We start from the raw sequence: 20,806 nt of genomic DNA, 5'->3' as shown, positions 1-20,806 counted from the left end.
ATGGATCAATCTTTAAAACCAATATTAATTGAGGGCGGTATTTTTAAAGATGAAAGAGGTAAATTAGAATTTGTAAATAATTTTTCATTAGTAAGTATAAAGAGAATGTATTTTTCATCAAATGCTAATACGGAGATTATTAGAGCTTGGCAAGGCCACAAAGTGGAATCGAGATGGTTTTATTGTTTACAAGGTATTGTTGATGTTAGACTTGTTGCAATTGATAATTGGGACAATCCATCCAAAAAATTGAAAGCACAAAAATTTATTCTAAAATCAAATGTACCTCAAGTGCTCTTTATACCAAAAGGATATGTAAATGGTTTCAAAAGTATTGAGGCTAATTCAAAGTTAATGATTTTTTCTGATTTCTTATTAAATGAAGTACCTAATGACGAATTTAGGTTTGATAAAAATTTATGGACAGATTGGAATGTGAAATTAAATAATAAGTAATATGATTAGAGTAGGAATTACAGGTCAATCAGGCTTTATGGGGTCACATTTATACAATTATTTGGAACTAAAAGATGACGTGGAATGTGTAAACTTTGAGAAACGGTATTTTAACGATGATTCCTTATTGCAAAAATTTGTAAAAAAATGTGATGTAATAGTTCACCTTGCCGCTATGAATAGACACGATAATCCTCAAGTAATTTATGACACAAATTTAAATTTAGTAAAAAAAATAACGAAAGCGTGTGATATTGAAGCGGTGTCACCTAAAATTGTTTTTTCATCATCAACCCAAGAAGAACGTGACAATCTCTATGGTAAGTCTAAAAAAGATGGTAGAATATATTTGGAACAATGGGCGGAAAAGAATAAATCTTCTTTATCTACTTTAATTATACCTAATGTTTATGGCCCATTTGGGAAACCCTATTATAATTCTGTGGTGTCAACTTTTTGCTATCAAGTGATTAATAATGAAATTCCGAAGATAGATGTTGATGGTCAACTTAGTTTAATTTATGTTAATGAATTATCTGAAGTGTTTTATCAAGATATAATTAAAACAGAAAAGCAGGTCATTTCCTATAATGTAAAACACACTGCAACAAAAAAAGTAACTGAAATTTTAACATTGGTAACTTCTTTTAAATCTGATTATTTAGATAATGGAGTAGTACCAGATTTAAGAGATTCGTTTCACATCAACTTATTTAATACTTTCACAAGCTTTATTCCAATTGATTATTTTCCTAGAAAATACACCAAACATACTGATCAAAGAGGCTCTTTTGTTGAAATTATGAGGGCTAATACTTCGGGACAATCATCTTATTCAACCACAAAACCTGACATAACCAGAGGTAATCATTATCATACAAGAAAGGTTGAGCGTTTTGCTGTTATTAGTGGTAAGGCCTTGATACAATTAAGAAAAGTAAATTCTAATGAAGTTATAAATTATTATTTAGATGGGAGCCAACCTGCGTATGTTGATATGCCAATATGGTTTACACATAATATAAAAAATATTGGAGATACAGAATTAATTACATTATTTTGGATTAATGAACCCTTCGATAAAAATGACCCAGATACTTATTTTGAAATAGTATAGTTTTATTTAATACAATTTAAATTAAAATGCAATATAAAAAGTTAAAAATAGCTACGGTAGTAGGTACACGCCCAGAGATTATTCGTTTGAGTTCAACTATTAAACGTATTGATGAGTATTTAGAACAAATTATTATTCATACAGGGCAAAATTATGATTATGAATTAAATGAAATATTTTTTAAAGATCTAGGGTTGCGTAAACCAGATTACTTTTTAGAAGTAAACACTTCAAGTTTAGGCCAAGTTTTGGGTGAAACACTTATAAAAAGTGAGGAAGTATTTATAAAGGAAAAACCCGATGCCGTACTTATTTTAGGAGATACTAATGCAAGTATTGTTGGTATTATTGCTAAAAGGATGCGTATTCCTGTATTTCACATGGAGGCAGGAAATCGAAGTTTTGACATGAACGTACCTGAAGAAATTAATAGAAGAATTATTGACCATGTAGCCGATTTTAATTTGGTTTACACAGAGCATGCCAGAAGGCACTTATTAAGTGAAGGTTTACCGCACAGGAGAATCTATTTAACGGGGTCACCAATGTTTGAGGTATTGAAAGAAAATGAAGAAAAAATTAATAAATCTGAAATTTTAAATAAACTTCAACTTAAGGGGAAAAAATATTTTATTGTTTCTACTCACAGGGAGGAAAATGTTGACAATAAAAATCATCTAAAACAAATTCTTTCAGTTTTAAATACATTAGCAGATAGTTATGATTTACCTATAATTGTTTCTACACATCCACGTACTAGAAAAAGATTAGAAGCATTAACAAATACTGAAATTGATAAAAGAATACAGTTTTTAAAACCTTTTGGTTTTTTCGATTATATAAAATTACAAAAGGAATCATTATGTGCTATTTCTGATAGTGGTACCATAAGTGAAGAATCTGCAATGCTATCCTTTCCTGCAATTAGTTTAAGACAAAGTATGGAAAGACCAGAAGCCCAAGATACGGGTACCATTATTTTAACAGGCTTTGATTCTGATGTTATTTTAAATGCCATTGATACGGTTGTCAAAGAACAGCAATTAGGCAATTATAAAGAAATACCTCAAGAATATCAAATTTTAAATACCTCTTGGAGAGTATTAAAGCTAATAATGGGTAATGCCAAATTGAGTAATAAATGGTGGGGCATAAATAACAATTAAATGAAAGTATTATATATAGTTTCTTCTAACTTATATTATTTTGATGGAGCTTATTCAAATAGGATGAGAGGAATTTTTGAAGGTCTAGCAAAAAGGAATGTAGAAATACATTTTTTAATATTTGGAGGGTGCCGAGAATGGAAAGAATATATTTTTCATAAAAAATACAATTATCCGAAAGGAATTACCGTTCAATATGCCGGTTTTCCATATCAAATTAGGATACTTAAAAAAATGAAATTTAGTAATACAATTAAACGATTGATTATTAATAAGCAAAAAACATTTCAAAAAAATATTAAATTTGATTATGGATGGACAACGATTGGATTAGAATCTGATGTGCAATTAGAATCGTTAGCTCTATTTAAAAGTAAAAACATAAAAATAGTTCAAGAAATGAGTGAATTCCCTAGTCTTATGCTGAATAAAAGGGAGTATGAGAAATATTTAGATTTGATCATTCCTGAAATGGACATCATGTTTTTAATGACAAAAGGTTTAATGAATTTTTACAAGGAGCTGTTAAACAATAGTGCAAAATTATTTCATATTCCTATGACGGTAGACATTGAAAGATTTAATAAAGCAAAATTAATTACAAACAATAATAATTATGTAATATCTTATGTGGGCTTAATGAATAGTAAAAAAGATGGAGTAGATATTTTGATTAAGGCATTTGCAGTCGCAATAAAAAAATTTCCAAATATAGTATTACAATTAATAGGACCTAAAAAACCCGATGAAGATTATTTAAAACAAATTGAATTTATTGAAAATAAAAAATTAGATGATAAAATAATATATTTGGGACAGATACCTAGGGATAAAATTCCGAGTTTATTAATTAATTCTGATTGCTTAGTATTAGCAAGACCGAGTTCTATTCAGGCTCAATTTGGTTTTCCAACAAAACTGGGAGAATATTTAGCTACAGGAAATCCTGTAATAGTCACTTCCGTTGGAGAAATACCTGACTATCTTGAAAATAATGTTAATGCATTTATTGCAAAACCAGATAGTCTTGAGGATTTTGCGGCTAAAATTTTAAATGTTTTAAGTAATAGAGACAATTCAAAAATAATTGGTAAAAAAGGATTTCAAATTGCAAATGAACATTTTAATGCAGACGTTCAATCTGCTAAAATATTTGATATTTTAAAAGTAAACTAAAAACTAATGTGATATGGATTTTTTTAAGTTGAGTGCGGGTCTTTTTAAGCGATTACGTAGGTATTCTATTTATCAAAAAAATAAACGTCATTTTATATCCAGATCAAAAACATTAGTAAATGAAATAAAATGCAGGAAGCTAACTAATGCACAAATCAAAGAAATTCGAGAATATTATGCTCGTTTTGGGTTTAAAAATATAAATACAAAATGGCATCAATTTTACACTCATATCAGTGGTGAATTTTATAAAGAGTATATACCTGTTGAGTTTTATATTAATGTTATTGAGCCTCAACTAAATATGCTTACTGAGCCCGAAATTTTAACTGATAAAAATTTATTAGATAAGCTTTTTAATACTATAGAACAACCGGAAACAATAACAAAAAATATCAATGGAGTGTTTTTAGATGAGAATAGAACTATTCTTGATTTTGATGAAGTTGTAGACAGATGTAAAAAGTATTCAAAACTTATTATTAAACCCTCTTTAGATTCTGGTGGAGGAAAAAATATTATTGTATTTGAGGTAAATGGAAATAAAACAAATTATCAAAACATGCCGGTTAAGGAATTGATTAATTTGTACGACAAGAATTTTATTATTCAAAAATATTTTACACAACATAAACAAATGGGTAATTTAAATAGTAGTTCTGTAAATACAATTAGAATTCAAACGCTTTTGATAAATAGTGAAGTAGAAATACTAGCATCTTTTGTTAGAATTGGAGGAAAAGGGGCTGTGGTTGATAATGCATCTCATCCAACTAGTGGTAAAAGTGCAATGGTTTGTAATGTCAGCGAAGATGGCTTTTTAAATGTAGGATATAGATCAGACAGTCATGTTGTTACGAAGTCAAATACAAATATTGAATTAAAAGGTTATCAAATACCAAACTATACTGATGTTAAAATTGCAGTTAAAAATTTACACAAGCAAATTCCATATTTTAGAATTGTGTCATGGGATATCGCAATAAGTCAAGAAGCAAAGCCTGTTTTAATTGAGTACAACGTTTCGGCTCAAGGAGTGCATCATCAATTTGCAACGGGCACTCTTTTTGGGAAATTAACAAATGAAATTTTGACCCAATGTAAAATAAATTTATTTTAAATTTTATAGTGAACCCAATTAATTTTCACAATTATTGCGTAATAAGTTATTAAAATAATGAACAAATTATTTAAATATTATAATCATTTAGGATTTTTCAATCCTTTCTTTATAAACTCAAATGAGGGTTTTAAAATAAATCAAAATTTTTCTGAGACAATAAAAATTAAAAATAATGAAATAGAAATTGACTATGTTACCATAATTGAAATTTTAACAAAAGGTTATGCCCTAGGCGATAGAACCATTATTAAGGGAGTTAGTAAGTCCCCTTGGATGGCAAAACCAAACTTGGACAAAACGGGATGGAAATATTTTGAAGTACCTAAACATGATGAAAAGTTAATAGAAATAAAGCAAATTTCTCTCACATTCCTAGAATTGCTAAAAACTGAAATTCTAAATTATATAGGGAATAAGAAATCTATTGGTATTCTATTGACTGGAGGAATGGATAGTAGAATGATAGCTGGAGTTTTAGATATACTAATTAAAGAGAAGGAGGTTGAAGGGGTAAATGTAATAGCGTATACATGGGGAAATAAGAATTGTAGAGATGTAATTTACGCAAAGGAAATTGCAGATCTATTAAAATGGGAATGGAAACATATTGAAGTGTCTTCAGAAGATTTATTAAATAATTTAAAAGAAACTGCTATTAGGGGGTGTGAATATTCTCCAACACATCTTCATGCAATGTTACAAATTAAAGAAGAGAAAGGAATTGATTGTATTTTGGCAGGAAGTTATGGAGATAGTATAGGAAGAGGTGAGTATTCAGGAAAAACACTATATTCTCTCAAAGATTTGAGGGATGGTATAAATAATAAACATGGGATTTTCAAGTATAATATTATAAATAATTATAAAAAAGAAATTAATCAGGATATTGTTAAATATTGGGAAAGGTATCCTCAAAATAAGAAATATCAGCAAATAGAACAGGATAATCAAATACATTATATGCGTAGAATGTTAAACCCTTGTTTATCCGTTATAAATGAAAAAATCCCCCTGTATCAAGTTTTTTCTGACCCAAATGTATTTGGATATATTTGGTCATTGAATCCTGATCTCAGAAATAATAACATATATAAGGAATTATTGACTCTTTTTAAAACTGATTTAACCCATATTCCTTGGGCCAGAAATGGCTTACCTTTTGATGAGACTGAAGGAGTACCTGACTTATATGATAAAACTCACCATTCATATTCGAAATATTTACATGAAGATTTAAATGAACACATTAAAAGTTTGGTGTTGTCAAAAAATATTGAAAAATTAAATATTTTTAATATGAAAGCCTTAGAAGACGTATTTAATTATATGAAATCTCCCTTATACTATCAAGATTCTAACCTAGAAGAGAAACTAATTTGGTTAGCATCATTGTCATTATTTATTGATATGTATGCTATCGATATTAAAAAAACAAAAAATAAAACTTCACCTTTTGATTTTGTAATTAATAATTTATTGCCTTTTAAATTAAAAATGTTAAATATAGCCAAGAAAATTTATAGAAGTACTTTTCTCATTTAAATTATTAAAATAGTAATTTGTATGAAATAATAATATAAACCATATACTACTTGGTACAGTTTAATTTTAAAAAAAAATGAAAATATTATATATTATAGAATCTTTAGCTTCCGGTGGAAAAGAAAGAAGGTTGGTCTCTCTCATTAAAGGTTTACTCAAAACAAATGAAGTTGAAATAGAGTTAATCATACTATCAAAAGATGTTCATTATAAAGAAATTTATGATTTGGAACTTAATATTCATTTTTTAAAAAGAAATTTTAAAAAAGATGTTAAAATACTCCACAAGTTCAATAGTATTTTAAATAGCTTTAAGCCAGAAGTAGTTCATTGTTGGGATAATATTACCGCTTTTCATTTTGGCCCTATCTGTAAAATAAGAAGAATACCTTTTATAAATTCAATGATATCAACTGCACCACCTGCTAATTTGGTAAAGCCACTATCGATGAGATATTTATTAACTGCAATATCATATCCATTTAGTTCTGTAATATTGTCAAATTCTAAAGCGGGTTTAGATTCTTTTAGAGTGCCTAAAAAAAAAGGTAGATATATTCATAACGGATTTAATTTTGATCGGTTAACTATAAAATTGAATAAAGATGAAGTTCGTAAAAAATTCAATATAAAATCAGAATATGTAGTCGGTATGACCGCAGCTTTTCACAATAGAAAAGATTATATCACGTTTGTAAAGGCAGGTAATTTAATTCTAGAAAAAAGGAAAGACGTTATTTTTATAGCGATTGGTGATGGACCGGATTTAGATAAAGTAAAAAAGTTGGTGGATAAAAAATTTAAGGACAATTTTCTATTTGTAGGTAGACAAAAAGATGTGGAGTCTATAGTAAATATTTTTGATATAGGATTGTTATTAACAAACGTTAATAGTCATGGTGAGGGTATCTCTAATTCCATTATGGAGTATATGGCTTTGTCAAAACCTGTTATTGCAACTAGAGGCGGAGGTACCAATGAAATAGTATTGGATAATGAAACAGGCTTTTTAGTAAACCAACAAAATAAAACGGAAGTTGCGGACAAAATAACCTATTTGTTAGAAAATTCTAAAATTTCCAAGCAAATGGGAGAGAAAGGTGGCGTGAGGATTGAAAATCATTTTACTATTGATGGTATGATAGAAAAAACTTTAGAACTCTATAAAAATGTTGTCAAATAAGAATAATATTTATAAAAAGGAACAGACTGACAAATGGATGAAAATAAAGAAAAATTTATTTTTTGTAAGGATTATGAAAGCATTGATAAAGCAGAATGGATAGCATTATGTTCTAATTCAGCCAATCAAAACATTTTTCAAATACCCGAAATGTTTAAATTCTGGGAAGCACAAGATAATTATACTCCTATTGTCTTTGGAGTTAAATCTGAGGATAGGAAATTATTAGCAGTCCTTTCAGGGATTATTCAGACCAATGGCAACTCAATCATGAAGCTTTTTACTAGGAGAGCTATTTTCTATGGTGGACCAATTTTAGATAAAAGTGTTAATCAACAAGAAGTATTTAATTTTTTATTAAAAAATTTAAATAAAGTTATTTCATCTAAAGCAATTTATGGCGAAATAAGAAATTTCAGCGATTATTCAAACATACGCGACATTTACATTAATAATAATTATGAATATATTCCATATCAGAATTATAAGATAGATCTTACTTCAGAAGATGAAGTTTTTAAATCATTAAAATCCGAAAAAAGGAGGCAAATAAGAAGAAGCTTCAGAGAAGGAGTTCAGGTTTCTTATGAAAACAGCTCAAAGAATATTGAAGGCGTTTATAATGTTATTTATAAAATTTATAAAGAAAAAGTTAAGAAGCCTTTACATGATTTAGCATTTTTCGAAAACTTGTGTAATCAAAAATTTGGTAATGTAGTGGCCCTACAGTTTGAAAATAAAATTATTGGTGGAGGTTTTATTCTTTTGGATAATAAATGCATTTACGATTGGTACAGAGGTGGGTTAGATTACGATTTTAAACATCAATACCCAAGTACCCTAGCCGCTTGGGCGGTTATCAAATATGGACTAGACAATAAGCTAAAAACATTTGATTTTATGGGAGCCGGTATTAAGGGAGAAGATTATGGAGTTAGAGATTTTAAATCACAATTTGGAGGTCAGTTAGTGGAAGATGGTAGGTATAATAAAGTTTTTAATCCAAACTTATTTAAAATTGGAAAATTGGGTTTAAGTATTTTGAAAAAAATTAAATAATTTTAAGAAAGGTATATAATTAATGAAAGTTTTATTTATAGTTTACCATCCTGTAGACCCTTATATAGTATTTGAAACAGCAAAAAAGATAGAAAGCGAAGGCGGAAAATCCTTTTTTGTTATTATTGAAAAAGAGGGGATAATCAAAAGAATAGTTGATTCTTATGGTTTTGAAAATGTTGTTATAGGTAAAAGTAGTGAGTCGTTTATTGGTAAAATACTTAATATTTTCACCGTAGTTTCAGGAATTAATAAATATACGAGAAGATTTAAACCAAATTTAATATTTTCTCCTGCAACCCCTTATTCTAGTTTAGCCTGTAGGTTTAATAAATTGCCTTTAATATGTTGGGAAGATACTGAGACAGCTACCTTCAATTTTAAGTATTCGCATAAAAGAATTGATTCTTTATTGTTAATTGATTCTTTTTATAAAAAGCTACCAGGTGATAATATTATTAGGTTTAATGGTTATAAAGAATTGGCCTATTTACATCCAAACAATTTTAAACCAGACAAGAGTGTTTTGAAAAAAAATGGATTAAAGATTGAAGATAAGATCATTTTAATGCGTTTTTCAGCATTGAATGCCATGCATGATATTGGTTTAAAATCTGAGGCAGATACTAACGATGAAAAAATTTTGAAGTTCATTAAAAAAGCCGAAGAGGTTTATAATGCCAAAATTTTTATTTCTGTTACAGAACGTGATTTAGATCATAGATTTGATGCTTATAAATTAAATATAGAACCTTCTAAATATACTCATTTATTGTCTTTCTGCACATTATATATTGGTGAAGGAACAACAACAGCTTCAGAAGCTGGAGTATTGGGAGTACCTTGGATTGCTTTGAGAGATAAGCCATTAGGTTATTTAATTGATCAGGAAGAAAAATATGGTTTGGGATTTAGAATCGCAAGTCTTGATTTTGCTTTGAAAAAAGCTGAAGAAATTTTACAAAACAACAATTTAAGGTCTGAATGGCAATTAAAAAGAAACAAACTTCTCAAAGATAAGATAGATGTCTCAGCTTTTATTACTTGGTTTATAAAAAATTATCCTCAGAGCCACACAATTATGAAAGAGAATCCAGATTTTCAAAATAAATTCAAATAACTATGAAAATTTATCATATAGGTGTTATTTCTTTTGAAACCAAAGAAACTAAAAGAGAACTAAAAGCAATAGGCGGTATTCAGGGATATATTATTGAATTAATAAATTTTTCTTTGTTAAAAAATATTTCTGTCGGATTCGTTGGAAAAGTTTATAATTACAGTAAAAAAGAAGGATTTAAATATTTAGAAATAATAAAAAATGTTACAAGTACCAATAAATTTTTAATAGCACTTTTTCTAAACTCCTTTTTTATTAAACTACCTAAAGATAGTATTATTCATGCTCACAGGCCAGATCATTTTGCAGCTTTCACTTTTTTTAAGAATAGACCTTCTGTAGTTACATTACATGGTCAAACAGCACGAATTATTAATGATAGAAAGGGCAAATTAATTCGTGTAATTTATAATTTTTTAGAAAAATTTGCATTAAAAAAGGCTAGTGCAATTTTACCAGTAGATGAAATAACGAGAGATTACTATTTAAATTTATATCCTCAATTTAACGAAAAATTTCACGTCATACCAACTGGTGTTAATAATTTAATTTTTAAACCTTTAGATAAACAAATATCACGAGATAAGTTCGGCTTTTTAAAAACTGATAAAATAATTTTATATGTTGGAAGAATAGAACCTCCAAAAAAAATTATAGAAATTGTGCAATCATTTGAAATTTTATCAAAACAAAATTCATCTTATAAATTGATATTTGTAGGAGATGGTGTATTGTTGGATGAAATAAAAAGGATAACCTCTCGTTTAAAATTAGATGATTTTATAACTTTTTTAGGAATAAGAAAAAGGAATGAGTTACCTGAAATTTTCAATTTAGCAGATGTATCTGTTTTATATTCTAAGAATGAAGGAAGTCCTTTGTCTGTTAAAGAATCGCTAGCATGTGGAATTCCTGTAGTTGCCAATTGCGTAGGAGACATACCTCTAGTTATAAAAAATAATTACAATGGTTACCTAGTTGAAAATGAAAGTATAGAAGAGTTGGCTATAAATTTAAAAAAGGCAATTGAAAGATCAGTAGAATTAAAACAAAATTGCATTGATTCCATTCAGAAGTATACAACGGAAAAGGTAAATCAAAAAGTAATTAATTTATATAAAAAAATACTTAATGAAAAATAGGATCATTTATATAGCAGGGTCCGACGGAAGTGGCAAAACTACTATTTTAAAGGAAATAGAAGATAAGATTATAGCACAAGGATATACGACAAGACATATTTGGCTACGTTCTCCCAAAATCACATCAAAACCACTAATGGCTTATTGCAGGTTGGTTGGTTTAACAAAAAGATATACAATTGATGGCGTAAAATACAGCAAGCATGAATTTTACAGGTCCACATTTGTCTCGTGGATTTTTCCCATACTACAAGTAATCGATTTTAAAATTAAATGGTACTTTGAAAAACGGAAAATTAAAGATGATGAAATAATACTTTTTGACCGTTTTAGTCTTGATACATTAGCAGATTTAATTGTGGATACTAGAAAAATGAATTTACATAAAACATGGATTGGCAAAGAATTTGTAAAAGCTCTTCCTGAAAATACTAAAATGATAATATTAAAAGTGGATGAAAATATTATCAGAGAACGTAAAAAAGATACTCAACATGACGAATTGCTGAAGTATAAAGTTGATGTATATAATTTTTTAAGCAAAGACTTAAATATTAAAGTTATTGATAATAATAGTGACTATAAAACCTCTCTAAAAGAAACTTTTAAATTTATTTTAAATGAAGAAAATTAAAAACATTATACTTAAAAACATATATTTAAGTTGGATTCTAATTTTCACCAATTGGATATTTCAAGGTATACCTCTTGGGAGCAGAATAGAAAGAATATATAAAATATCATTTACCGTATTTTTTTGGGTAATATTTTTTGTTGTTTTTTATTTCATTCTTAATAATTCCATGGCTGGTAGTTTAATTTTTGGATTTTTAATTGCTCATACCATTAATTGGTTTGTTAATTGTAATTTTTATGTCATTTTTACTCATAGAATAAAATGGTTTAAAATACCACCCATAAGATTATTTAATCAATTGTATGCTATACAAAATAGACTTGATAATAAAAAGTGGATTTTATATTCAACATCCTCTGGTGGTATTTGTAGGGGGACGATGGATGGGAATTCTGACATTGACGTTTCTTTAGTAATAAAACCAGGAATGAAGAATATCTTATCTGCAATATTATTTTTTGTAAAAGAAAAGAAAATCGCTGATTTTAATCGAGTTCCTTTAGATATTTTTATTTCTGAATCACCTGATGAGTCATTAGAAAGATCTAACAGACAAGAAAATCCCGTGGTAATTTGTGACCCTAATGACACTATTGATAAGTATTATAAAGAAAAAATGACCATACGAGAGGCTCAAGTACTTAACAATGCAATGGCATAAGACTTAAATATAATTTATGAAAAAGAAAGTATTATTTATATCTGAATATCTTAATCCTCCTTATGATGAAGGTATTAAAAAAACGGTTTATAACTTGTTTTTAGATTTAGATAAGAACTATGATCTCAAGGTAATTTGTCGTCACGGTTTTCAAAAAAAAAATATACATATTGTTCAAACGAATGCCTTGTACTATTCTAAAGAAGTGAAGTTATTGATTAAAGATTTTAATCCTGATTCAATCATATACTTACCTTTTCAATCCAGTACTTTTGCAAGTTATTTAAGACTTAAACTATTTTCAATTTCAGCTAAAAAAACGAAAATAGCACTTGTAGCTTTGCAGCCTAAACCGCTCAAAGTATGGCAAAAATTTATTGTAAAGTTTATAAAACCCAAAATGGCATTTACGCCTTCACCGGCCTTGCATGAATATTGGAATAGTATTAAGATTCAAAACCAATTAATACCCCTATTAACTGATTTGTCAATATTTAAACCATTAAAGAATAAAAAGGATAAGCAGGAATTACGTAAAAAATATGATTTACCCTTAGATACTTATATCATTTCGCATATGGGTCATTTAAATGAGGGGAGAAATTTAAAATCATTAATTCCACTGCAAAAAGAAGGTAATCAAGTAGTTGTTGTAAGCAGTAGTTCAACACCCATTGATGCTCTAGGTAAACATTCTCTTAAGGATGATTTACTTAAAGCTGGTATTTTAATTTTAGATAGATATATTGAACATATCGAAGAAATTTATCAATTAAGTGATTTATATATATTTCCTGTAGTCAAAAAAAATAGCTCAATAGGTATGCCACTATCTGTTCTAGAAGCGAGAGCCTGTGAAACTACGGTTTTAACAACAAATTATGGTAGTCTTAGTCAATTTTTAGGAACTGATAATGGTGGTATCAAATATTCAAATCCAGAAGATTTCTTGGAGAATGTCAGTGAAATAAAAAATAATTTAAATCCAACTTGTGGTTTATCTAAGGTTTCAGAATTAAATAACGCTTTTTATAATATAATTCACAATCAGATTAATCTTTAAAAGAATTTATATATGAACTTTTATTCAATAAATAGAGGTATTTCTAAAAGGTTACATAAATACTTTTCATACAAATCAGTTGTTATTGCCAATAGAAATGCATTAAAAAAAAGAATTAATAATTTAAAGATTAATCCTCTTAAGAAAAGTGAAATTAGAGAAGCAAAAAAGTATTATGCTTCTTTTGGTTTTAAAAACATAAATACAGATACCCACAGAATTAACACTTATTTTAGCGGTGTTTTTAGCAAAGAATATCTCCCGGAGGACTTATTTCACAGTACAATAGAGCCATATTTAAATGATTATCGCATAGCGGTTGGATTGACAGATAAAAATTACTTTACTTTGATTTTTAAGAATATTAAGCATCCTCAAACTGTTTTAAAAAACATTAATGGTGTTTTTTATGATGATGATAATAATTTATTAAATGAACAACAGGCTATTGATCATTGTAACATTTTTGAAAAATTGATAATAAAACCCTCAATTGATAGCTTTGGTGGTAAGGGTATTATTGTTTTTAATTTAAAAGATGGAGTATCTGATTATAAAAATCAAACTACTAAGCAGTTTCTGAATAACTCAAAGAAAAACTACATTATTCAGAATTTTTTAATTCAAAATCAAGCAATGGAATCTCTCAATCCAACATCCATAAACACGCTAAGAATTATTACATTATTTTGGAACAATCAAACTAATATTTTGCATAGCATAGTACGTATTGGACGCACGGGTTCCTCTGTTGATAATACGGGGCAAGGTGGTCTTTTTTGTCAAATTGAACCTGATGGGAATTTACTTAAAAAAGGTTACGATGGAGAAAGTAATATTCATTTTGAAACGGATACAAAGATAAAGTTTAAAGATTTTAAAATACCTTTTTATGACAGAGTCAAACAAGAAGTAAAAGAACTTCATAATCAAAGGCCTCACTTTAAATTGATTTCATGGGATTTGGCTATTAATAACCTTGATGAAACTGTATTAATTGAATACAATGTGATGGGGCAAGGTATAGATGCATATGAATATACTAACGGTCCCTTCTTTGGTAAGTTTACTAAAGAAGTTTTAAAATATTGTGGTGAACAAAAACAATATTAATATATAAAATAAATTAAAATTAATAATGGATTTTACCCTAAAAAAATATAAAGAATTAGTTGAAATATTAATCGAGAAAAACTATTCAGTTCAAACTTTTGAAGAATTTATTAAAGACCCTAAAGAAAAGGTAGTTGTTTTAAGACATGATGTTGATAGGAGGTCTATCAATGCTACTTGGTTGGGTAAAATAGAAAAAGATCTAAATGTTAAAGGAAGCTATTATTTTAGAATAGTTCCAGAAAGCAATGATAAAAATGTAATTCAAACAATTGCTAAAATGGGGCATGAGGTTGGTTATCATTATGAAGATTTAGGAATGACTAAAGGTGATTTTGAAAAAGCCTATGAAAATTACAAAAAAAATTTAGCCTATTTTCGTACTTTTTATCCTGTTACAACTGTTTGCATGCATGGAAGCCCTGGAAATAGAATCGACAATCGTCAAATATGGGAAAAGTATGATTATAAGCAGGATGGTATTATAGCAGAACCTTATTTTGATGTAGATTATAATAAAGTTTTTTATATCACGGATACAGGAAGGGCATGGAATAAAAAAAGTGTAATTGTTAGAGATAAGGTAGAAACTAATTTTAACATTCCAGTAAAAAATATTGATCATATGATGGAGCTAATTAAACAAGACAAAATGCCTGATCAATTGATTATTAGCACGCATCCACATAGATGGTTTGATGTTGGTCCATTATGGTTTGTAGAACTGGTAATGCAAAATATTAAAAATGTAGTTAAAGCTATTCTTATAAAATATAGAAAGTAGTATGATAGTCCATAATGTGTATTTAATTATAAAAAGAGACATCAATTGTTATAAATAATTGAAAAAATAGGTTAGACTAATTTTATTTAGATGAAAAAGAAATATTGCTTATTGTCAAATGATGTGGAAACTACATCAATTTGGCATAATACACTGAGGGATGAAACTGGTTATAAAGTTTTAACTGAAGGAATGCCATTGTTATTAGATTTGTATGCAAAATATAATGTTAAATCAACCTTCTATTTTACAGGTTATATAGCAAAACTTTATCCCGAAATTGTCAAAATGGTTATTCCTTATGGACATGAAGTAGGAAGCCATGGACTTTCACATACCAAAGAAAATGGATTTGATGTAATGCCGTTGGAAAAGCAAATAAGGCATTTAAAAACATCAAAAGATATCCTAGAAAATATTATCGGTGAAGAAGTAATCTCATTTAGAGCTCCAGCACTGCGTGTAAACAATGACACTGCTATAGCACTAGCTGAAACGAATTTTAAAATAGATAGTTCTGTAGCTTCTCAAAGATTTGATATGTTCATGTCTTTTGGAGGGTTAAAAAAATTAAATTGGCTAACAGCACCGAGATTGCCATATAAAACAAGTAAAGAATCTCTATTCAAAAAGGGGGATGGTAAAATTATTGAAGTTCCATTAAGTGCCTCGTTAATACCATACTTAAGTACCACCATGCGGATTTTCCCAAATTTTACCGCTTTACAACGTAGGGTTATGGCTTTTGAATCTTCGAAAACTGGTAAACCCATAGTTTTTGATACGCATCCTAATGAATTTATAGATGAGAGTGATGAAGAAAGACAAATAAATAAAAGATCAAAAAATATAGTAGCTTCTTTTTTACAAGATACAGTGCGTTCAAAGCTAAAAGTAAAAAATTTAGGCCCAGCTGGCATAAAAATTTATGAAAGAGAAATTGCATATTTTGATAAGCATAATTTTGAATTTTGCACCATAAAAGATTTTTGTAAACAAAAAGGATTATTAGAATGAGAATTTATATAATAACGATGGATGATCCAATCCAAACTTATGATTTTATTAAAGAAATCATTGATGTTAAAAAGGATGAAATTATAGGGTTAGCTGTGCCTAAAGGAGATAGATTAACACTTTCTAAAGGAAAATCTAAATATACCTATGTACTTTCTTTATTACTAATTATGGGGCCATGGCACTTTATTAAAACGTCTTTTAAAACTGTTTTTCATAAAATTAAAAAGAAATTCCACAAATGGGGTGTAGCTAAAGATCCTTCAATAGCAGGATATGCAGAATCATTGGGTATTCCTGTAAAAAGTATAACAACACCAAATAGTAAAAAATTCAGAGAATTTTTAGAAACTCTAAATCTTGATGTTATTATAAATCAAAGTCAAAATATAGTTAAGAAAGATTTATTGGAAATTCCTAAAATTGGTGTGCTAAATAGGCATAATGCCTTATTACCTAAAAATAGGGGTAGGCTTACACCTTTCTGGGTTTCGCTTTATGGTGAGAAGGAAACTGGTGTTTCTATACATTTTGTAGAAGAAGGGATAGATTCAGGTGAAATTTTGATACAAAAAAAATACGAAGTAGGTAAGAAAGATAATTTTAATTCTATAGTAAAAAAGAATTATACCATTGCTGCAAAAGCAATGATCGAAGCTTTAGATAAATTAGAAAAGAAGGATTTTAATTATATCCCTAATGACGATGATAAAGCGACCTATAATACCACACCAAGCTTAAAAGAAGCAATTAGCTATCGAAAAAAAAGGATTCAATCTTTATTTTCATAAACTTTCAATATGTAACCTTTTGAGGTTCAGTATAGTATTTTAACGCATTTGATAATTAACATTTTTTAACATTTTATTTTAGAATTTAATTATTTTTTCTTATATTTGCAAAAGCTATTAAAAAGAACCCCCTAGTAAAATGATACTTACAACTTATAAGTATGTGGATAATTGGTGTAAAATGATATTTTTTTTTGTAAAAAAAAATATTAGTTTTATTACAATTAATTTTTTTTATATAGTTTATTTTTCTTTCAACTATTTTTCTTTAACTAAAATATTTTATGGCATGCGTTTTGGTATGTCAAATAGGATTCATCCTATTAATATTTTAAAGATTACAGTTTAATTAAAAAACTATATTGCTATGATTGAAAATTACCCAACCCAAAAACTTGAATCTGAAAAGTTTCTTGAAGATTATATTCACTTGAAGAGGAATATAACTTTAAATGATTCTTTTGAGTCAGATTTGAATTTAAAGAAAGAAGATTCTTCAAAACTTCGTTTATTAACAAAAAAACTTGTTAGAAATAAAAAAGCAGCAGATTTTTCATCTTTGGAAAGAATAAGAATTGTTGTGGATAGTCTTATTGATGATGTTAGTGAAAAAGAAGTTTGTAAAAAGGAAGGTATTTCAATTAAAGTTTTCTCAGAGTGGAAAAGTGAATTTTTAGAAGCTTTTAATAATTATTCGGAAATTGAAACGCTTCAAAGAGCTTTAAATTCTAATAACAAAGGACTTATTATTGATGAAATAGGAGAAGATGCATATGAATTCTATAAGGAATTTATTAATATATCATCTGTTAGAAATTTAATTATATCAAAAAACAAAGTTTTATCTAACTATAGTGAATTTGACGGTGTTGAGAATATTGTGTTAATTGATAAGGTTAATAATTTCAGGTTGATAAATAAACAATTTGAAGAAGTAAATAGTAAATTACCTTTAAATGGTGTTTTGCTGGGTAATTTTGAAACATTTGCATCTAGAGCAGAAAGACACCCAATAAATAAATTACCTTATATAAGTAGAATATATTTTGGTTTTGAATTCTTATTTAAAAGAGTTTTTCCTAAAATGCCAATATTGAAGAAATTATATTTTTTCACAACTAAAGGTAAAAATAGATTACTTTCTAAGGCTGAGACGTTGGGTAGATTAGTTTCTTGTGGCTTCGATATAATTGACGTGAAGGTAATTGATGGAATTCATTATTTTGCGGCAAAAAAAATTAAGGAACCAGTTTTTGATATGAACCCAAGTTACGGACCCTTATTTAAAATGAGAAGGGTTGGTAAAAATGGTAAAATTATTGGTGTTTATAAGTTGAGAACTATGCACCCTTATTCGGAATATTTACAAGATTATGTCTTAAAGCAAAACGGTTATGCAGAAACAGGAAAACCTGCAGATGATTTTAGATTGGTGCCTTGGGGTAAAGTATTACGTAGATATTGGATTGATGAATTACCTCGGTTAATAAATGTCTTTAAAGGAGAACTAAAACTTGTTGGTGCTAGGCCTGTTTCTCAGCGTTACTTTCAAGATATTCCTGAAGATTTACAAAAATTGCGTTTAGCTCAAAAACCTGGTTGTGTGCCACCTTATGTAGCTTTAGATAGAAAAGGTGCTGTGGAGAGTGTTTTACAATCTGAAAAAGAATATCTTGAAGAAAAATTAAGAAATCCGTATACTACAGATACAAAGTACTTCTTTAAAGCAATTTATAACATTGTTTTTAAACATAAAAGAAGTGCTTAATTTTTAAATAAATTAAAAGAGCTACTTAAATATTTATTTTTTAAATGTAAAGTAGCTTTTTTTTATGTTAGTTTTATAAAACTAATTTTAAAATAAATTAAATAATTATTTAAAGGATTTCCATATGTTTAATAATAATGTTCTGCAAAAATTTGTAGATATATGTGAATATCACAAATACAGAAATGCCTTCTGTATTTCAAAAACTTATTACACCTATAATGAACTAGGAGAATGTATTTCAAGAATTCGTAAAGAATTACAATCACAAACTTTCATAGTTAAAAATGTCGGGCTAATAGAAAATGATGATTTGGAAACTTATGCCTCAATTTTTGCTTTATGGCTCGAAGGTTTAGCGTATGTGCCTCTTAGTCCTGAAGCACCTATTGATAGAAATAAAGATATTATTAATCAAGCTGGCATTACTACAATTTTAGATTCATCTATTAACGATACCTTTTTAGAATATAATTTAATTAAGTCTTCAGAGCTGGAAAAAACCACTTTAGATTTAGAGGTAAAAGAAGTTTCTGAAAATGATTTAGCGTATTTATTATTTACTTCTGGAACTACGGGAAGACCAAAAGGTGTTCCAATTTCTCGATATAATCTTAACTCTTTTGTAGATGCGTATGATGATTTAGATGTTGAAATAACCTATGAAGATAAATGTTTACAGATGTTTAATTTAACATTTGATCTTTCAATAATATCCTATTTAATACCGTTATTACACGGGGCTTGTGTGTATACAATTCCCAAAACTGAGATCAAGTATTCTTATGTATTTGAGTTGTTAGATGAATCGGGTATTTCTATCACAATGATGGTTCCTTCAATGCTTCAATATTTACGACCTTATTTTGAAGAAATGAACTTTCCAAATATGAAATATAGTTTATTTTGTGGAGAAGCATTGGATTTAGAACTAATAAATGAGTGGAGTAGTTGTGTTCCAAATGCAATTATAATTAATACTTATGGACCAACAGAACATACTATTATTTGTTCTTCTTATAATTATATTGGAGATAAAAGCTTGACATGTAATGGAGTACTTTCTATTGGTGAGAGTTTAGGTGATTCTGAATTAATAATTGTTGATGATAATGATAACTTGGTTGTTAATGGTGAAAAAGGAGAGTTGTGTTTAACAGGAGGTCAACTTAATCCAGGCTATTGGAATAATGAAGAAAAGAATAAAGAAGCATTTTTTAACTTGGAAATTGATGGGAAAATTAAAAGAATGTATAGAACAGGAGATTTATGTTTTATGAATGAAGATGGATTTATCATGTATTTAGGTAGAATTGATTTTCAAACAAAAATTCAAGGCTTTAGAGTTGAATTATCTGAAATCGAATTTCATGCCAAGGCTTTTTTAAGTTCTATAAATGCGGTTGCAATAGCCATTGAAAATAAAATTGGTAATAATGAAATAGGTTTAGTTATAGAAAATGAGAAAATTGATATAACAGAATTATTAGATTATTTAAAATCTAAATTACCTTCTTATATGATACCAACTCGATTTAGTTTTTTACCTGTTTTTCCCAACAACATAAACGGTAAAATCGATAGGAAAATTTTAATAAATAACTTTATATAATAAAATTTAAATTTTAATAAAAACATGGATAGGAATGTTATCGTTGAGAAACTAAGAGATATTTTTGTAAGAATTCTTGAACATGAAGAATTTGACATAAAGGATGAATTAAGTGCAGCAGATGTTAATGGTTGGGACTCTTTGTCTCATATGTTAATTGTGGGAGAAGTTGAAGATACTTTTTCTATTAAATTCAAATTCAGAGAACTAAATAAAATGAAAAACCTTGGAGATATGATAGAAATCATAAACTCTAAAGTAGATTTATAAAATGGT

The 20,806-nt window shown here is 27.9% G+C and carries 20 protein-coding genes; all 20 read left to right on the top strand.

What is annotated here, in order from left to right:
- The 20 genes from D3P13_RS11545 (at position 1) to D3P13_RS11445 (ending at position 20,800) form a co-directional block, all read left to right on the top strand.
- Positions 1-456, top strand: a complete 456-nt coding sequence (locus D3P13_RS11545) for a WxcM-like domain-containing protein (RefSeq protein WP_117882535.1) — start codon at positions 1-3, stop codon at positions 454-456.
- Position 457: 1 nt separating this feature from the next.
- Positions 458-1,573, top strand: a complete 1,116-nt coding sequence (locus D3P13_RS11540; protein WP_117882533.1) for a polysaccharide biosynthesis C-terminal domain-containing protein — start codon at positions 458-460, stop codon at positions 1,571-1,573.
- Positions 1,574-1,599: 26 nt separating this feature from the next.
- Positions 1,600-2,739 carry a non-hydrolyzing UDP-N-acetylglucosamine 2-epimerase gene (wecB, locus tag D3P13_RS11535; RefSeq protein ID WP_117882532.1) on the top strand — a complete coding sequence of 380 codons (1,140 nt, stop codon included), beginning with the start codon at positions 1,600-1,602 and terminating at the stop codon, positions 2,737-2,739.
- The gene (locus D3P13_RS11530; RefSeq protein ID WP_117882530.1) at positions 2,740-3,915 is read left to right on the top strand and encodes a glycosyltransferase family 4 protein; all 1,176 of its coding nucleotides are present in this window, start codon (positions 2,740-2,742) and stop codon (positions 3,913-3,915) included.
- A gap of 13 nt (positions 3,916-3,928) precedes the next feature.
- Positions 3,929-5,035 carry a sugar-transfer associated ATP-grasp domain-containing protein gene (locus D3P13_RS11525; RefSeq protein WP_117882528.1) on the top strand — a complete coding sequence of 369 codons (1,107 nt, stop codon included), beginning with the start codon at positions 3,929-3,931 and terminating at the stop codon, positions 5,033-5,035.
- A 57-nt stretch (positions 5,036-5,092) separates the two neighbouring features.
- Positions 5,093-6,580 carry an asparagine synthase-related protein gene (locus D3P13_RS11520; RefSeq protein ID WP_117882526.1) on the top strand — a complete coding sequence of 496 codons (1,488 nt, stop codon included), beginning with the start codon at positions 5,093-5,095 and terminating at the stop codon, positions 6,578-6,580.
- A 76-nt stretch (positions 6,581-6,656) separates the two neighbouring features.
- The gene (locus D3P13_RS11515; protein WP_117882525.1) at positions 6,657-7,763 is read left to right on the top strand and encodes a glycosyltransferase; all 1,107 of its coding nucleotides are present in this window, start codon (positions 6,657-6,659) and stop codon (positions 7,761-7,763) included.
- A gap of 33 nt (positions 7,764-7,796) precedes the next feature.
- Positions 7,797-8,822 carry a lipid II:glycine glycyltransferase FemX gene (locus D3P13_RS11510; RefSeq protein WP_117882523.1) on the top strand — a complete coding sequence of 342 codons (1,026 nt, stop codon included), beginning with the start codon at positions 7,797-7,799 and terminating at the stop codon, positions 8,820-8,822.
- A gap of 22 nt (positions 8,823-8,844) precedes the next feature.
- Positions 8,845-9,942 (top strand): DUF354 domain-containing protein, encoded by a 1,098-nt coding sequence (locus tag D3P13_RS11505; protein WP_117882521.1) that lies wholly within the window; start codon positions 8,845-8,847, stop codon positions 9,940-9,942.
- Between the two features lie 2 nt (positions 9,943-9,944).
- Positions 9,945-11,084 carry a glycosyltransferase family 4 protein gene (locus D3P13_RS11500; protein WP_117882519.1) on the top strand — a complete coding sequence of 380 codons (1,140 nt, stop codon included), beginning with the start codon at positions 9,945-9,947 and terminating at the stop codon, positions 11,082-11,084.
- Complete coding sequence (locus tag D3P13_RS11495) at positions 11,074-11,718, top strand: nucleoside/nucleotide kinase family protein (RefSeq protein ID WP_117882516.1); 645 nt, start codon at positions 11,074-11,076, stop codon at positions 11,716-11,718. The genes D3P13_RS11500 and D3P13_RS11495 overlap by 11 nt, the downstream gene beginning before the upstream one ends.
- Entirely contained in the window at positions 11,705-12,382 is a 678-nt protein-coding gene (locus D3P13_RS11490; protein ID WP_117882514.1) for a hypothetical protein, read from the top strand. Before D3P13_RS11495 ends, D3P13_RS11490 begins: the two co-directional genes overlap by 14 nt.
- 16 nt (positions 12,383-12,398) lie before the next feature.
- A complete protein-coding gene (locus D3P13_RS11485) occupies positions 12,399-13,445 on the top strand; it encodes a glycosyltransferase (RefSeq protein ID WP_117882512.1) in 1,047 nt (348 codons plus the stop codon).
- Positions 13,446-13,457: 12 nt separating this feature from the next.
- Positions 13,458-14,558, top strand: a complete 1,101-nt coding sequence (locus D3P13_RS11480; protein ID WP_117882510.1) for a sugar-transfer associated ATP-grasp domain-containing protein — start codon at positions 13,458-13,460, stop codon at positions 14,556-14,558.
- A 25-nt stretch (positions 14,559-14,583) separates the two neighbouring features.
- Complete coding sequence (locus D3P13_RS11475; protein ID WP_117882508.1) at positions 14,584-15,342, top strand: polysaccharide deacetylase family protein; 759 nt, start codon at positions 14,584-14,586, stop codon at positions 15,340-15,342.
- A 90-nt stretch (positions 15,343-15,432) separates the two neighbouring features.
- The gene (locus D3P13_RS11470; RefSeq protein WP_117882505.1) at positions 15,433-16,359 is read left to right on the top strand and encodes a polysaccharide deacetylase family protein; all 927 of its coding nucleotides are present in this window, start codon (positions 15,433-15,435) and stop codon (positions 16,357-16,359) included.
- Positions 16,356-17,150: a methionyl-tRNA formyltransferase gene (locus tag D3P13_RS11465; RefSeq protein WP_117882503.1), complete on the top strand. Its 795-nt coding sequence runs from the start codon at positions 16,356-16,358 to the stop codon at positions 17,148-17,150. Before D3P13_RS11470 ends, D3P13_RS11465 begins: the two co-directional genes overlap by 4 nt.
- 367 nt (positions 17,151-17,517) lie before the next feature.
- Entirely contained in the window at positions 17,518-18,918 is a 1,401-nt protein-coding gene (locus D3P13_RS11455; protein WP_117882499.1) for a sugar transferase, read from the top strand.
- A 124-nt stretch (positions 18,919-19,042) separates the two neighbouring features.
- Positions 19,043-20,530, top strand: coding sequence for an AMP-binding protein (locus D3P13_RS11450; protein WP_117882497.1), 1,488 nt, complete (start codon positions 19,043-19,045; stop codon positions 20,528-20,530).
- A 24-nt stretch (positions 20,531-20,554) separates the two neighbouring features.
- Positions 20,555-20,800, top strand: coding sequence for an acyl carrier protein (locus D3P13_RS11445; protein ID WP_117882495.1), 246 nt, complete (start codon positions 20,555-20,557; stop codon positions 20,798-20,800).
- Positions 20,801-20,806: the final 6 nt, after the last annotated feature.

Origin of the sequence: Aureibaculum luteum, assembly GCF_003449015.1 — a bacterium.
Classification (GTDB): domain Bacteria; phylum Bacteroidota; class Bacteroidia; order Flavobacteriales; family Flavobacteriaceae; genus Aureibaculum; species Aureibaculum luteum.
This window is presented reverse-complemented; position numbering and strand designations above follow the sequence as displayed.

Bases quoted from the DNA above. Each gene is read 5' to 3' on its own strand.
- D3P13_RS11480 (WP_117882510.1), top strand. From the start codon at position 13,458: ATGAACTTTTATTCAATAAATAGAGGTATTTCTAAAAGGTTACATAAA.
- D3P13_RS11520 (WP_117882526.1), top strand. From the start codon at position 5,093: ATGAACAAATTATTTAAATATTATAATCATTTAGGATTTTTCAATCCT.
- D3P13_RS11515 (WP_117882525.1), top strand. From the start codon at position 6,657: ATGAAAATATTATATATTATAGAATCTTTAGCTTCCGGTGGAAAAGAA.
- D3P13_RS11445 (WP_117882495.1), top strand. From the start codon at position 20,555: ATGGATAGGAATGTTATCGTTGAGAAACTAAGAGATATTTTTGTAAGA.
- D3P13_RS11500 (WP_117882519.1), top strand. From the start codon at position 9,945: ATGAAAATTTATCATATAGGTGTTATTTCTTTTGAAACCAAAGAAACT.
- wecB (WP_117882532.1), top strand. From the start codon at position 1,600: ATGCAATATAAAAAGTTAAAAATAGCTACGGTAGTAGGTACACGCCCA.
- D3P13_RS11470 (WP_117882505.1), top strand. From the start codon at position 15,433: ATGAAAAAGAAATATTGCTTATTGTCAAATGATGTGGAAACTACATCA.
- D3P13_RS11510 (WP_117882523.1), top strand. From the start codon at position 7,797: ATGGATGAAAATAAAGAAAAATTTATTTTTTGTAAGGATTATGAAAGC.
- D3P13_RS11525 (WP_117882528.1), top strand. From the start codon at position 3,929: ATGGATTTTTTTAAGTTGAGTGCGGGTCTTTTTAAGCGATTACGTAGG.
- D3P13_RS11545 (WP_117882535.1), top strand. From the start codon at position 1: ATGGATCAATCTTTAAAACCAATATTAATTGAGGGCGGTATTTTTAAA.
- D3P13_RS11475 (WP_117882508.1), top strand. From the start codon at position 14,584: ATGGATTTTACCCTAAAAAAATATAAAGAATTAGTTGAAATATTAATC.
- D3P13_RS11455 (WP_117882499.1), top strand. From the start codon at position 17,518: ATGATTGAAAATTACCCAACCCAAAAACTTGAATCTGAAAAGTTTCTT.
- D3P13_RS11530 (WP_117882530.1), top strand. From the start codon at position 2,740: ATGAAAGTATTATATATAGTTTCTTCTAACTTATATTATTTTGATGGA.
- D3P13_RS11450 (WP_117882497.1), top strand. From the start codon at position 19,043: ATGTTTAATAATAATGTTCTGCAAAAATTTGTAGATATATGTGAATAT.
- D3P13_RS11540 (WP_117882533.1), top strand. From the start codon at position 458: ATGATTAGAGTAGGAATTACAGGTCAATCAGGCTTTATGGGGTCACAT.
- D3P13_RS11485 (WP_117882512.1), top strand. From the start codon at position 12,399: ATGAAAAAGAAAGTATTATTTATATCTGAATATCTTAATCCTCCTTAT.
- D3P13_RS11495 (WP_117882516.1), top strand. From the start codon at position 11,074: ATGAAAAATAGGATCATTTATATAGCAGGGTCCGACGGAAGTGGCAAA.
- D3P13_RS11505 (WP_117882521.1), top strand. From the start codon at position 8,845: ATGAAAGTTTTATTTATAGTTTACCATCCTGTAGACCCTTATATAGTA.
- D3P13_RS11490 (WP_117882514.1), top strand. From the start codon at position 11,705: ATGAAGAAAATTAAAAACATTATACTTAAAAACATATATTTAAGTTGG.
- D3P13_RS11465 (WP_117882503.1), top strand. From the start codon at position 16,356: ATGAGAATTTATATAATAACGATGGATGATCCAATCCAAACTTATGAT.